Source organism: Paraglaciecola sp. T6c, assembly GCF_000014225.1.
GTDB lineage: Bacteria > Pseudomonadota > Gammaproteobacteria > Enterobacterales > Alteromonadaceae > Paraglaciecola > Paraglaciecola atlantica_A.
Genome location: NC_008228.1, coordinates 3,308,936 through 3,323,330, shown reverse-complemented (window position 1 = coordinate 3,323,330; position 14,395 = coordinate 3,308,936). Strand labels below are relative to the sequence as shown.

Annotated in this window: 12 protein-coding genes and 1 pseudogene; 11 read left to right on the top strand and 2 right to left on the bottom strand. The window is 44.6% G+C overall.

Translation table 11 applies throughout. From position 1 onward, the window contains the following. Nucleotides 1-73: 73 nt before the first annotated feature. Entirely contained in the window at nucleotides 74-1,960 is a 1,887-nt protein-coding gene (locus tag PATL_RS13955; protein ID WP_011575499.1) for a TonB-dependent receptor plug domain-containing protein, read from the top strand. A 164-nt stretch (nucleotides 1,961-2,124) separates the two neighbouring features. After that, nucleotides 2,125-2,607 carry a DUF6314 family protein gene (locus PATL_RS13950; protein WP_011575498.1) on the top strand — a complete coding sequence of 161 codons (483 nt, stop codon included), beginning with the start codon at nucleotides 2,125-2,127 and terminating at the stop codon, nucleotides 2,605-2,607. Between the two features lie 58 nt (nucleotides 2,608-2,665). Here PATL_RS13950 and PATL_RS13945 read toward each other — a convergent pair whose 3' ends face one another. Continuing rightward, nucleotides 2,666-3,526, bottom strand: a complete 861-nt coding sequence (locus tag PATL_RS13945; protein WP_011575497.1) for an EamA family transporter — start codon at nucleotides 3,524-3,526, stop codon at nucleotides 2,666-2,668. A 607-nt stretch (nucleotides 3,527-4,133) separates the two neighbouring features. Between PATL_RS13945 and PATL_RS13940 the strand changes: the two genes are divergently transcribed. Beyond that, nucleotides 4,134-6,383 carry a sulfatase gene (locus tag PATL_RS13940; protein WP_232283226.1) on the top strand — a complete coding sequence of 750 codons (2,250 nt, stop codon included), beginning with the start codon at nucleotides 4,134-4,136 and terminating at the stop codon, nucleotides 6,381-6,383. Between the two features lie 784 nt (nucleotides 6,384-7,167). Here the strand turns inward: PATL_RS13940 and lpxL are convergent. Further along, nucleotides 7,168-8,067 carry an LpxL/LpxP family Kdo(2)-lipid IV(A) lauroyl/palmitoleoyl acyltransferase gene (gene lpxL, locus PATL_RS13935; protein ID WP_011575495.1) on the bottom strand — a complete coding sequence of 300 codons (900 nt, stop codon included), beginning with the start codon at nucleotides 8,065-8,067 and terminating at the stop codon, nucleotides 7,168-7,170. Between the two features lie 243 nt (nucleotides 8,068-8,310). Between lpxL and PATL_RS13930 the strand changes: the two genes are divergently transcribed. From PATL_RS13930 to PATL_RS13900, 8 genes and pseudogenes are all read left to right on the top strand, one after another. Continuing rightward, nucleotides 8,311-8,763: a hypothetical protein gene (locus PATL_RS13930; protein ID WP_011575494.1), complete on the top strand. Its 453-nt coding sequence runs from the start codon at nucleotides 8,311-8,313 to the stop codon at nucleotides 8,761-8,763. A gap of 408 nt (nucleotides 8,764-9,171) precedes the next feature. Next, nucleotides 9,172-9,324: pseudogene (locus PATL_RS22500) on the top strand (Txe/YoeB family addiction module toxin); the annotation flags it as partial. 326 nt (nucleotides 9,325-9,650) lie between these two features. Further along, on the top strand, nucleotides 9,651-9,959 hold the full coding sequence (locus PATL_RS13925) for a hypothetical protein (protein ID WP_011575492.1): 309 nt from the start codon (nucleotides 9,651-9,653) through the stop codon (nucleotides 9,957-9,959). Nucleotides 9,960-9,967: 8 nt separating this feature from the next. After that, nucleotides 9,968-10,810 (top strand): SDR family NAD(P)-dependent oxidoreductase, encoded by an 843-nt coding sequence (locus PATL_RS13920; RefSeq protein WP_011575491.1) that lies wholly within the window; start codon nucleotides 9,968-9,970, stop codon nucleotides 10,808-10,810. Between the two features lie 77 nt (nucleotides 10,811-10,887). Further along, nucleotides 10,888-11,784, top strand: a complete 897-nt coding sequence (locus tag PATL_RS13915; protein ID WP_011575490.1) for a polysaccharide deacetylase family protein — start codon at nucleotides 10,888-10,890, stop codon at nucleotides 11,782-11,784. Continuing rightward, a complete protein-coding gene (locus PATL_RS13910; RefSeq protein WP_011575489.1) occupies nucleotides 11,781-12,608 on the top strand; it encodes an HpcH/HpaI aldolase/citrate lyase family protein in 828 nt (275 codons plus the stop codon). Before PATL_RS13915 ends, PATL_RS13910 begins: the two co-directional genes overlap by 4 nt. Before the next feature lie 19 nt (nucleotides 12,609-12,627). Then, nucleotides 12,628-13,146 (top strand): MaoC family dehydratase, encoded by a 519-nt coding sequence (locus PATL_RS13905; RefSeq protein ID WP_011575488.1) that lies wholly within the window; start codon nucleotides 12,628-12,630, stop codon nucleotides 13,144-13,146. Nucleotides 13,147-13,162: 16 nt separating this feature from the next. Next, the gene (locus PATL_RS13900) at nucleotides 13,163-14,338 is read left to right on the top strand and encodes an acyl-CoA dehydrogenase family protein (protein ID WP_011575487.1); all 1,176 of its coding nucleotides are present in this window, start codon (nucleotides 13,163-13,165) and stop codon (nucleotides 14,336-14,338) included. Nucleotides 14,339-14,395 lie beyond the last annotated feature (57 nt).

The following is a 14,395-nucleotide window of genomic DNA, read 5'->3' as shown; positions in this document are numbered from 1 at the left end:
TGCGAATTACGCTCTAAGAAACACAAACACAAATAACGATATGCAAAAAAAGCTTGCAAAACAAGGACACACAATGCTCCGCACTGCAATAACAATGGCCTTAACTGTCGCCGCAACTATGGCTTCTAGCTTCTCAGTATCTGCAAACAGTGCAACCTCTATTGAGAAAAGTGTTAAAAAGGTGTCTGAAAAAGACGTCGAAAAAATTAACATCGAAGGCTCAGCTACAGCGAATGAATCACCGGTTGGCACCTTCAACTCTCCCATCTCTAATTTAGAATACGACCCTAGAGTCGATCTGCAGTCTAGAAACATGGCTGAAGCACAAGCTGATGTCACCATCCGCGGCGGTATCTTCGAAAACACCGGCTTTAGTGTGGGCAGCGCCACCCTTGTCGATCCGCAAACTGGCCATTACGTGGCTGAAATTCCTATTGCGCCAGAAATGCTCACGGCACCGGCTATTTTAACCGGTGTCGATAATTCACTTTACGGCGCAAATAGTTCAGTGGGCTCAGTGGCCTACAAATGGCGACCTATTCAAACTGCTGGTAGCGTTTCATTAGGCGCTGGCAGAAATAACTTTAATATGCAAAGGGTACACAACGCCATTTCTTGGTCGGTGGATGATTCTTCACAGTGGAAAGCTGGCGGTGAAGGTGAATATTCGCGCTCTGAAAGCGATGGCACCATAGACAAGGGGGATCACCGTTTCGAACGGGCATCTGGGCGGGTGCAGCTCATAAGCGACACCTCGCAAACGGATCTCTTTTTCGGTTATCAACAAAAGTTTTTTGGCTGGCCTAACCTGTATACCCCTTTCAACGTGAATGAAACAGAAGATTTAGAAACCCGTTTGTTGATATTTAATCACCAGCAGCAATATGCTCAAGAAAGCACCGTTGAAGTGTCAGCTTATTACCGACAGCAAAACGATCACTATGTATTTTCACGGGAAAACCCAGAGGCTTTTCAAGCTTTTCACGAAACCAAGGTAAAGTCAGTGGCAGTATCGGGTCGGCATATGACAGATTCAAAACTGGCGCTGAACTATGCAGCGCAGTTCACAGCGGATGAGATTGAATCGACCACCCTTGAGAACAACTTCACCTCGCGGGATTACTACAAGTTCAGTGTGGTGCCTGAGTATGCAGTTGCCTTGCAAGACAACGAACAATTAACGTTTCGTGTTGGGGCGGCATTTGATGACACCAATCGCGATGATTCGCGGGTATCCGTGATAAGCGATATCGTTTGGCTTAAAACAAACGCAGACAAGTCTACACGGACGGTGAACTTTTCATATTCTGAAGCCACACAAGTCGCAGGGTATACCGCCATTGGTGGAAGTACCTCCAGTGGATTGTTTAGAAGCAATGACACACTTGAGCGTGAAACCAGTAAAAACCTAGAGTTGGGCGTGTCGTTAGATAAAGCCTCGTGGCGCGTAGATTCTGCTGTGTTCTACCGCTGGGACAACGAACTCACTGATTGGACTTACCGCTTTGACTCTACATCCGCACGGGTGGCAAACCCAGTTGATATCGAAACCATAGGGGTTGAACTGATGGCAATTGCTCGTTTAGAAAGCGCAGATGTCGTGACGAGCTATACCTATCTTGATAAATCTGAAGACTATCGAGATGAAAATATAGACGCAAGTTTCTACGCGCTAAACTATCCTCCCCATCGATTCACCTTGGGTGTGATTTGGTATCCCGCTGAAGCGCTTGAGCTCAAAGTAGATAATGAATGGCGAAAACAAGAAGACAACCTGTTGAGAAATGGCGGCGATAGCGCTTTTTTCACCCATATCTCGTTGACCTATTCACCGCCACAGATAGACGGCTTTAACGTGGTGGTGGCGGTTGATAACTTGTGGGATGAATCTTTTGAAGAGATCCCCGGCACGCCAGGGCGCTCTGATCAATTATCTGTTACAGCAAGCTACTTTTGGTAACGAGATTGCGTTACGTTCGTCGCGTGTTGATTGGCTCAGTGAATGTGGGAGTATGGTTTGAATGAGTTCTGATTTTATAAGTCCCGCCTTTATAAGAACCGTTTTTACAAGTACCGCTTTTATAAGTACTGCTTTGATAACGATTAAATTGATGAGCGTGGATTTTGGTCACTAAAAATAATGCCGTCGATCAAGACACTCAAGTACCTCAAACAGCGGTGACGTCACTCAGTGACTCGCCTTCTTACCTTGCGTACTTTGTAGGAGCATGGCAGCTAAACAGGCAGATCCTGCAAAGTAGTGGTGAGGCTTTTGTGTTTCAAGGGCAGGCTGACTTTAGTTGGGTTGAGTCTGATTTGCATTACCGCGAAACTGGGGTGGTCACAGCGCCGGATGGCCGTGCACTTCAAGCCGAACGCGCCTACGTGTGGCAGCAGCAAGCAGGCGGCAAAATTGAGGTGTTATTTGATGATAACCGATACTTTCATACCTTTAGCGCCGCCGAACCCTATGCCAAGCACCTGTGCGGTGACGATCTTTATGTAGTGAGTTATGCGTTTGAGCATGGACCGCGCTGGGAGTCTACGTGGCAGGTAAAAGGCCCACGAAAAGACTATAAAATGACAAGCCTTTATCAGCGGGCATAACTTGCTTTGTGCTCAATTAAAAACACATTTTTAGGCTAACAAATACTTACGAGCTAGCTTACCCAGCGGTTGTATCACTGCGCTTTTGCGATAACCAAAGTGCAATAGCAATAATCAAACCGCCAAGTGCAAGGCGGCTAAAGTCGGTGTCTTTTTGCCACAGCAGTAGATTTACAACGAGACCTGCGGGGATCAATGCATTATTCATTATGGCTAAGGTGCCCGCTGAAACCTTAAGCGCCCCTTGATTCCAAAAGTAATACCCCATTCCTGAAGCCATCACGCCCAACCACAACAGCACGCCCCATTGGCTTAGCGTTTGAGGTAACTGATTTGTGTTACCGAACATGAAAAAGGCAGGTAAGGCGACAGCCAATGCCCCAAGATAGAACCAGGCGAATATAGTGTGATTAGCCATATCTGGTTGGAAGGTAGTGGCCAGTTTTCGATAGCCCACCTGACCAAGCGCAAAGCAAAGGTTAGCTCCTTGTACAATAAAAAAGCCCATCCAGAAGTGCTCGCTAATGCCCTCAAAACGAATGACGGCTGCGCCAAAGGTAGCGATTAGGGCGCACAATAAATGAAAAGGGGTGAACCGCTTGAATAAGGCATCATTGAGCATAGTCACGTAAAGCGGGGTGAAAATAGTAAACAGCAGGACTTCTGGTACCGATAAATAAAGAAACGAATGGTAGAAAAAGATGTACATCATACCCAGTTGCAACGCGCCTAAAAAGGCCAAAGCAAGTTTCTGCTTGGCGCTCAGCAGTGAAAGCTTTAGGAAGGGTAAGAACACCAAAGACGCCAGTAACACCCGGGTAAGAACAGAAAAGTAGCTATCCACTGAACCTGCTAAATACTCACCAATCAGTGAAAACGAAAATGCCCATAAAACGGTGACGGCGACTAAATAAAACACGGGTAACTCTTTTTCAAAATTGAATGCGCGCTAAAGTATTGCATCCAGCCGGTTTAATCAATGTTGCAGTTTATATTTACCAAGAAGAGGACGTCGCCACCGATGAAGCGTTTAAATAAGAAACACGAGTATCGGAGCATGCACAGTTTAATATCAATCAAACTTGACCGTTTTGGGTGTGGTTACCGTCAATCTATTATTGTTAATCGTACTGGCGTTATTAACTTACACCGTGTTCCATAGGGCTGGACTAACTGATTTGGTTTAGCGGAATCATCCATAAAAATAAGGATCGCCTATCATTTTTTGTTTCATTCAAACAATAGATCTAAATCGGACTTTCATCATCATTTCTGTGTATAGCTAGTGGAACTAGATTTGTTGGAGGTGGAAGTAATAACAAAAGTTTTATGCCGATTATGGTGCCTATTTTCGACAACTAGTGTGGTTTTCTTTTTGTAGAGCCTTATAATGCAAAAATAACAAATAAGGTGTTGTTATCTTAAGAGTTCTGCTGAAATCGAGATACGTCGCAGAATTGCTGTAGTAGCTTCTCCTGTTAATATACCTACTCAGGTGCTCGTCAAACTGGACATCAATATAAAATTTGCTTGATGTCGTTGTATCGCTGCCAAGACTTTATATTCTTAGAACTTGGACGTATTTTGAAGGACTTAATCACATGCTTCGTTTTTTTGCATGTCTAATATTGATGACCTCTTTCAATATCAAGGCAGTAGATGAGCAACCAAAAAACATCGTTATTATTCTGGCTGATGATCTTGGTTGGAATGACACAACTATATTTCAACCGAGTCAATTTTTAGAAACACCTAATATCAATGCACTTGCGGCGAAAGGCATGATTTTCAGCCAGGCTTACGCTAATAGTCCACTGTGCTCTCCTACTCGCGCTACTCTACTTACCGGGCAAACACCGGCGCGTCATGGCTCAACTGCACCAAGTCATCATTTGCCTGTCGTGAGGTTAATGCCTTCATTACCAGCTTCCGCGGCTACAAATAGAAAGTCTATTGCGCCACAAACGGTTACACGTCTTGACACAGCATTACCTACTCTATCTTCTATAGCAAAGGCCAACGGCTATCACACAGCACACTTCGGTAAATGGCATCTTGGGGCGCACCCTTATAGTCCTTCGGAGCACGGTTTTGATATAGATATACCTAATTTTCAAGGAGCCGGCCCCACCGGCGGGTATCTTGCTCCTTGGTCATTCGCGCCCGATATTCAGCCACAAATTGCGGGTGAACATATCGATATTCGACTCGCCAAAGAGGCAAAAAAATGGATATTTAGTGTGAAAGATGATGGCCCCTTCTTTTTAAATTTTTGGGCCTTTTCGGTTCATGCTCCATTTAATGCAGACGCTGACGAGATCGATTATTTTATCAATAAGCGCTCTGGATTTCATAGTCAACGTAATGCCACTTATGCGGCGATGGTGAAGCAATTCGATGACGCTATTGGTGTCTTGTGGCAAGCCTTGGTAGAAGCGAAAGTAGAAAAAAATACCATTATTATTTTCACCTCAGACAATGGTGGCAATATGTATACTGTTGTAGGAAACACACATGCAACGAGTAACTTTCCTCTGAAAGGAGGTAAGGCCACTGAATATGAAGGAGGCTTAAAAGTGCCTACGGCGGTTATTTGGCCGGGTCTTACACAGCCGAATACGTTGAGTAATACACCTATTCAAACGGCAGATTTCTTTCCTACGTTACTCAATGGAGTTAACTTGTCGTGGCCATCAACTCATATTGTTGATGGTCGAGATATTCGGCCAGTTTTACAAGGTGGTACCTTAGAGACGCGTGCTATTTTTACTTATTATCCGGCTGAGCCAAAAGTGCCAGATTGGCTCCCACCCTCGGCCACTGTTACCTTAGATGGTTGGAAATTGATCCGTACGTTTCATTACGGTAAATCTGGGACCCATCTTTATAAACTTTATAATCTTAATCTTGATCCCTCTGAGTCTACTAATTTAGCTAACACTCAGATTCACAAAGTAAGTGAACTTGACGCACTTCTAGAGGCGTATTTACTAGAAAGTGAAGCGGTAATTCCGATCGTTAATACTGGTTATCGCGATGGTACTTTTAATTACAATACCATCGGAGTAGAAAAGGAAAGCTATCAATTACCGGAAGAAAAAATTTATTCTGACATTCACTTTCAAATTAAAACTGATCAGCACGTCATTGATGGGGGGGATACGGCAAAATTCGTATATCAATTAAGTCACCATAGTAATAACGCGTCAGTCGCCTATAAACAATTTATGGGTCCAGCAGTTACGTTAGCTGCGGATGGAAATAGCATAAGCTTCGTAGCGCCAGAGGTGACTCAGGCAGAGTATGTGGGTTTAGCGTTTATTGTTAAGGATCAAGATAAAACGATTAGGAAGCAAATTGGGGTGCGTATTAATCCAACCCAAGTTGCTCCTAGTTTAACCATCTCTCAAGTTACGCAGAGCATTGAAAAAGGAAGTACGGCTAGTTTTAACATTGAAGCCATCGATCTCAATAAAGATTTTATTCATATGAGTGTCTCAAGCGACAATTTACTCTCGAACTCCTTAGGTCAACCGCCAACGGTGGGCGAATTTCAGGTAAACATTCCACCGGATTACTCAGATACGTCAATCACATTATTGTTTACTGCTGATGACCTTCATCAGCAGGTTTCGCAAGCCATTACATTGAATGTTTCACCGGTTAAATCTAGCACGGATAACGTTCAAGCCACCTCAAGTGCCGCGGGAAGCGTGCACTATGTTATGTTATTTTCTATTCTTTTTATCATATTGCTACGCAGACATTTGGAATAAGTATCAGCGGGTATCACTATCACAAGGCAACGATCTTTTGAGACAACATTTTACGCTGAAGCTTCGGATACCTGCATTATGATTTCTATTAACTCCAGTATGCCCACGGCAATTTATTTTTATTATATGCGCATTGATTTTCAAAATGAGTTAAAGCACCCCATTTAGTCCGATAATTAAAAGTATTTATCCCGCACTACTCGTTTAATGCAAGTTCACTGAAGCTTTGGCGAGACGTATTGCGTAATAGTATCAATTAAACAGTGCGCTATTTAGATTACCTTGCTTTTCTGACTGCTGAGTAAAATATTATAAATACGTCGCAGCTTACGCGTCCTATTGTGTCTGTTTTGCACATCATTATCGCCCTAACTCTATAGGTACTTTATCGCTGATTTCATGGCCTAAGCTGTGGTTAACTAATGTAAAGTGTTCAGCTTTAGAATAAATCATCGAAAACGGCTTGTCGTTTTACTTTGCGGCTTTAAAGCATTGCCCTAAGAGGGCATAAGTGTCACGTCTGTTTGATATATATGTAAGTTCATCGGTTGGTGCTAACTGTTTAGATACCTGTTTACGTATAATTCGTTTTGGGCGTAGACCGATACACTCAACAAAATTATGGCTACCAAAATAATGAAAACTCTCATTACGTTTCATTATCAGCAACTCCTCTTTGATTTTGTCGCGCTGAATAGACTGTTCACTTTCAGTTTGAATATCTTCAGCAGCCCCAAGTGGGCTGCTGAATTAAAGATGAATGGTGAAAAGTTATAGCTACAAATCAATACACAGAAGGCACCCCTGGTGGGCGAGTTTTAAAGCGGCGATGTACCCACATGTATTGATCAGGTTGCTCACGGATCGCGCTTTCAATCATTTGGTTGATAATGGTGGCGTCTTGCACATCATCACCACTTGGAAATTCAGCTTCTGGAATAGCAAAGGTGATTTTATATTGATTGGTTTCAAGGTCGCGTTTATGGGCGACGAAGACCGGTTTGGCCTTGCCTAAGCGCATTAATTTACTGGCTGATGTGACAGTTGTAGCGGGTATACCAAAAAACGGCGCGAATACAGAGTTCTTGATACCGTGATCTTGATCCGGTGAGAACCAGACTACGCGACCCTCGCGCAGGGAGCGAATGATGGCGCGCATATCAGAGCGTTCAAATACGTTTTTAAAGACACGTTTTCTGCCTTCGGTGATCACGTATTCAAAAACTGGATCATTATTTTTACGATAGATAACGTCCATATCCGCCACTAAGTTGACCATCATTCCCGCTAAATCTAAATGGGTATAATGACCGCCTATCAGCAATACGCCTTGATTGTTGGTCGTCGCAGCTTTTAATACCTCTAAGCCTTGTACGCTAAAACGTTTACGTAATGACTCAGGTTTAGCCCACCAAGCCCATGCAATTTCAAAAAAGCCAATGCCATTGGCCACAAAAATATCTTTGACCAGTTGTTCTTGTTCCGCTTCAGATTTTTCAGGAAAACACAGTGCAATATTAGTGGTGGTGATATGACGACGATGTTTGAAAAATCGATAGCCAATTTTGCCAAATGCAGTGCCAGCTAACATTTTTACTTTAAAGGGAAGTAAGGCAATGATCCTAAGAATAAGTACTGCAAACCAGCTCGCCCAGTGTCTTGGATGTAGAAGAGATTTTGACATGAATTAATACGCCATCCGAAAAAATTTAAATTACAGTGCACAATCTAGGGAATATAACAAAAATGCGTTTTTATAGGCACACATAGCAATGATTATTTTTCTTCTTGTGCTGAATTAGCATGCCAAATCTAAACATCAAGTAAAATCGCACGAAAAAACACCCTTATCGCGCCGCTGGAATACCCCTTGCTATGTCATAAATATAAGCGTGGAAAATCACCGTAAACTACTAGGGGAGTCACAATGCAAGTTCAATCAAATTCAGTGTTAGCGGCACTTAGCGAGAATACACGTCTTAGCACCTCGGGCAATGAATTGCCGAGCAATGGCAATAAAGCGGCGCAACTCGCCCCAGCACTTCACACTACAAGCGAGCAAGACTCTGGCGACGAGTACGATTTCACCAACATGTCACGCCGAGAATATAATCAATTGGTAAAAGCGGGGGTCGTTCCGCTTGGCTACGTTGTACTGCCCGCGGATGGTATTGATCTCACATCGAACACCAAGGCGCAGATGCAAGCCGTGCAGGATGAAAAAATAAACTTCATCGATTATTACCAAAATAGAATTTCCTATCGAGAAAGCACCGGCCAATCGACGGAAAATTTCCGTGATGTGCTGGCTGACTTACAAAAATTGCAGGGTAAGGCCATGAATCCCGCGTTCAGCAAAAGTGTGGATACTTACGCTTAGTTGTTATCAGGTGATCCCCTCGATTTTGCAATACTCGATAAGTTATCAAACTATATATGGAAAATATTTTACTTGTAGATTTTAATAGGAAAGAGCAAGTCGCACTAAATATTGGTGACAATAAAAATTAAATCGAGAAGTTACATATGGGATTCTTGATAAAGCGTGTTTTGGTTACAAGGACGTTATGCACAAATATAAATATTTTTTCTTAAAAGAGTTACCTCTTTACAGTCTAATTTTTTAATCTTATGCGTATAAATATCCTGCAAATTTGACCATGATAAGCATGCTCCAAATGACTAAAACACTAGGTTACCGTTTAGTTATTTAGCCAATTGTTGTTAGCTCAATATCTAAGTTTTAGGGGAAGTGGCGAAGATAGTAAAAAGAGAGTTCATTGCGACTAAGCGAGATGCGTTTGATGGGATTGGTAAACCCGAGCCTTTAAAGGAAAACTTATCCGATTTTTGGTCACGAAGAATTGATGAAACTAGTCGTCTAATCTATGCCGTTATTGACTCGCACTTAACAATAATCTCAAGTCGTTACCACTATTGAGTCGTTAGCTTGTTAACCTGCGGGGATGATTTATTCGCAAATCCGCAAATCCGCAAATCCGCAAATCCGCAAATCCGCAAATCCGCAAATCCACAAAGTCCGCTTCTCGCCAATAGCTAGCTGTCAAAGTAAGTAGCAACCTTGCCCAGGATGAGATGGCAGTCTATTTGCTCATTTCCCATGTTTGACGCAATGCCTCTTATACGCAGCAATCAATCGCCAATTGCCTTTTGTCAATTTCTTAAAAGCTAATTTCAGCAATGATTGACTTGTCTTGTGGTGCCCTCTAAATTTGTCCGTACAAATTATTTTGCTTGAGGCAGCCAATGACCACCATAGTCGTATTATTCAATCTACAAGCCGGCGTTGATGAAAGTGTTTATCGTCAATGGGCCACAAAAACGGATATTCCTACCGCAGGCGGTCTTGCATCGGTCGATTCATTTGAAGTGCTAAAGGCAGAAGGTGTGTTGATGAGTGAGGCAACGCCGCCTTATCAATATATCGAAATTCTCAAAGTCAATGACATGGACCAATTCGGTCAAGATGTCGCCACGCAGACTATGCAAAAAGTCGCCGCGGAATTTCAGCAATTCGCTGATAACCCTACTTTTATCATGACCTCAAAACTGTAGGTAACGCTATGTCTCAATACCCTGAATTACAAGGCAAAGTCGCCGTCATTACCGGCGCGGGTCGCCAAGCTGGACTAGGTGAAGCCATGGCAAAACGCCTAGCGTCAGAGGGCTGCAAAGTGGTGCTCACTGACATCGGTAAATCTGTTAGTGAACACACCCCTGATAACGCTATCGGTCACAGCGGTGAAATGAACCAAATCGTTGCAGACATAAAGCAAGCGGGCGGCGAAGCCAGCGCGTTTGTGTGCAATGTACTGGATGAAAAAGACGTGCAAGCGGCAGTGAAATTCGCAGTAGATACCTACGGATCTGTCGATATTTGGGTAAACAATGCCGGCATCGGTTACTTGATGAAATCCATTTTAGACATGCAAGTGGATGAATGGGACGCCGTACTTGGCGTTAACCTGCGTGGCACCTTCCTTGGCATTAAATACGCTGCTGAACAAATGGTTAAGCAGGGCAAGGGTGGCAAAATTATTAATATTGGCTCCCAAGCATCTAAATCAGCATTCGGCCATGCTTCCGCTTACACCACCTCAAAACATGGCATGAACGGTTTGACTCGCGTAGCGGCTATTGAGCTTGGCAGCCACAAAATAAACGTCAATGAAATTTGCCCAAATCACGTGACTACGGGCTTGGGCGCGTGGCAGAACGCACATTTCTCAGAGGTGACTGGCAAAGGCCATGAACAGTATATGCAAGACATGCGAGACCGCATTCCTCTGGGCCGACCAGGCTTGCAAGAAGACACCGCCAAAGCATGCGCTTTCTTATGTTCAGATCAAGCCAGTTACATCACGGGTGAGTGCATGAACGTGTCCGGCGGTGAAGAGTATCACTAGCGATAAACGTGCATAGAAAGACGATGCACGTCCATAAACGCGCTGAAAAAAAGTTAAAAAAATAAGAGAGCAATTTGATGTCAGATTTTAAATGGCCAAAAGACAAACGACTTGCCATGTCTATCGTGGTGAATGTTGAAGAAGGCTCTGAGTACAGTGTCAAAGAAGGCGATAAAGGCATGGAGCCGGTGGACGAATTACAAGTTCACCTCAAAAAGCCCATGCGCAATTACGGTAACGAATCGAATTATCAATACGGTATTAATGAAGGTGCACCGCGCATCATCAAACTGCTCGATAAATACCAGATGCCTGCCACATGGACAGCCGCAGCCCTAAGCCTAGAGCGAGCGCCGCAAATCGCAGAGGCAATTCGTCGTCGAAATGATGAAACTTGCTCACACGGTTATCGCTGGGTGTTTCAATTTCGCATGGACGAAAACGAAGAGCGTCAGTTTATAAAAGACGCAGTCACCAGCATTGAAAAAACCACTGGTAAGCGGCCTCTAGGTTGGTTGTCGCGTTACTTGCTCACCGAAAATACCCGTCGTTTGCTGCAAGAGGAAGGCTTCTTGTATCACATGGATGATTACAGCGCCGACGCGCCATTTTGGGATGCAGTGCAAGGTACAAATGAACCCATGGTGATAGTGCCGTACGCCCTAGATTCAAATGATATGAAGATGTGGGTTGCTCCGTCATTAACACCGGACGCCTGGTTGAAATACGCCATTGATACCTTTGATGTACTGTACGAAGAAGGCGCAGAGCAGCCTAGAATGATGAGCTTAGGGTTGCATTTGCGCATCATAGGTCGCCCTGGGCGCATTGGCGCACTTGACGCATTTTTGAAGTACGTGAGCGAGAAACCTGGGGTGTGGTTTACCACTCGTCAGCAAATCGCTGAAACGTTTCAAGAGCAAGTGCCTGCAACGAGCTACGTTCCTAAAGAGCAGGACGGGCAAACATCATGAGCAGCATTTTACGCTCCTTGCTGTTTGTACCGGGCTCACGCCCAGAGCGCTTCGAAAAAGCATTAGGGGCAGGGGCTGATCTCGTATGCATCGACTTAGAAGATGCCGTGCTCCCCGGTGATAAAGATTCCGCGCGGGACGCTGTTTTAACCTGCGTGCAACAAACGCCAACACTGTGTGTGCGCATCAATCCTGTGGGCACGCAAACGGGTGAAAAAGATTTACAGGCCTTCGCGAATGCGCCAATAGCGCCTGAAGTCGTCATGCTAGCCAAATGTGAATCAGCAGAAGATGTACAACATGCTCAGCGTGTTATTGGCAAGGGCAGCACACGTTTTATTCCCCTAATCGAAACCTTAGAAGGGCTTGAAAACGCCTATCAAATTGCCAGCGCTAGCGAACAAATTGAACACATCATGTTTGGCGGCGCCGATATGGCGGCAGAACTGCGCTGTGAATTTAGTTATCAACCCCTGCTTTTTGTGCGCAGCCAGCTGGTTTTCGCGGCAGCGAAGGCCAACGTTGGCCTGATTGATGTGCCCTATGTAGACATCAAAGACGAAGCTGCTCTAGTGGATGAAACCAACCAAGTCAAAGCGCTTGGGTTTAGCGGTAAAGCGGCGATTCATCCCTGCCAGATCCCGGCTATTCATCAAGCGTTTATGCCCAGTGCAGAACAAGTTGTTTACGCGAAAGACGTCATGGCCGCAGTCGATGGGCCAGACGCAGGCGTGGTCGTGGTAAACAATAAAATGGTCGACAGGCCAATTATTTTGGCCTGTCAACGAACGTTAGCGTTAGTCAAAAACGCATCTTCAAATTGATAACCGAGAGAGAAAACTAATGGTACAGAATGTAAAAAAAGTCGGCGACAACCGTTATCGCGAAACCTTCGGCAGATGTTTTGAAGAGTTCACAGTAGGTGACACCTATGAACATCGCCCTGGGCGAACTATTACCAAAACGGACAACACCTGGTTCACGTTATTAACCATGAATACTCACCCGATGCATTTTGATGACGAGTACGCCAAAGCCAGTGAATTTGGTAAATGCATTGTGTGCTCACCCTTCACCGTAGCCCTAATGGTGGGCATGAGCGTGACAGATGTCAGCCAAAAAGCCATTGCCAACTTAGGCTGGGAAGACATCAAAATGACGTACCCCGTTTTTGAAGATGACACCTTATATGCAGAGTCAAAAGTACTGGACAAGCGCGAGTCTAAGTCGCGCCCAGGTGCTGGAATCGTGACCGTTGAAACACTTGGTTTCAACCAAGACGGCAAGCAGGTATGCAGTTTTGTGCGCAAGATGTTAATTGCGAAACAAGGTTACTCAGTAGAAGAAAAAGTTAACTATTAATCAATAGAGGTTTGCTATGTCTGAAGCATGGTCAAAAGAAGATGAGTCAGGGATCATAGACATGATCGATAAATGGGTTGAGAACGACGTTCGCCCCATCGCTAAAGAATATGATCAAGAAGACAAATACCCTCATGCACTGGCTGAGCAAATGAAAGAGCTAGGCTTGTTTGGTGCCACCATCGGCCAAGCGTATGGTGGGCTAGGTTTGCCTGCGTCGATATACGCCAAAATCGTGATGAAAGTGGCATCAGCCTGGATGGCTCCTAGCGGCATCTTTAATTCACATTTGATTCAAGCTTCAGCCATTGAGCGCTGCGGTACTCAGGCACAAAAAGAACGCTTCTTGCCATTGATGGCCACTGGTGAATTACGTGGCGGGGTGGCTTTGACTGAGCCAAATGCAGGCACGGATTTACAAGCCATACGCACAACTGCAGTGAAAGATGGCGATGATTACATCATTAATGGGGCAAAAACCTGGATCACCAATTCCCTAAACGGTAATTCACTTGCTGTACTGGTGAAAACAGACCTTGATGCGGTGCCAGCACATACCGGCACCAGTATGTTTATCGTTGAAACGAAAGATGAAAACGGCGAATTCAAAGCCGGCATCACCGTATCAAAAATGAAAAAGCTCGGTTATCGCTCCATCGATACCTGTGAAGTCGTATTTGAAAACGTACGTGTCCCGGCAGCTAATTTAGTCGGTGAAAAAGAAGGTTCAGGCTTTAAACACGCTATTGGCGGCCTTGAACTTGGGCGTATTAACGTAGCTGCGCGTGGTGCGGGCATTGCCAGAGGCGCCACTGAGTTAGCGGTGCGCTACGCACAAGAGCGTGAAACCTTCGGTAAAGCTATCTGCCAACATCAGGCTATTCAGCTCAAGTTGGGCGAAATGGCCACGCAAGTGGAAGCCGCGCGTTTGTTGATTGAACAAGCCGCCGCCAAATACGATGCGAATGAGCGATGTGATATGGAAGCGGGCATGGCGAAATACTTTGGCTCTGAAGCTGGGGTATTTTGTGCCAACGAAGCTATGCGTATTTTTGGCGGGTACAGCTACTCAGTGGAATACGATATCGAGCGTTACTATCGAGATGCCATGTTGATGTGTATCGGCGAGGGCACCAATGAAATGCAGCGCATTATTATTGCCAAACAAATCATCGATAAAAACAAAATCTAACGCCAACAGCCACGCTTAGTCAATGCACTTACTAAGTGTGGTTTCATACCTAAGAAC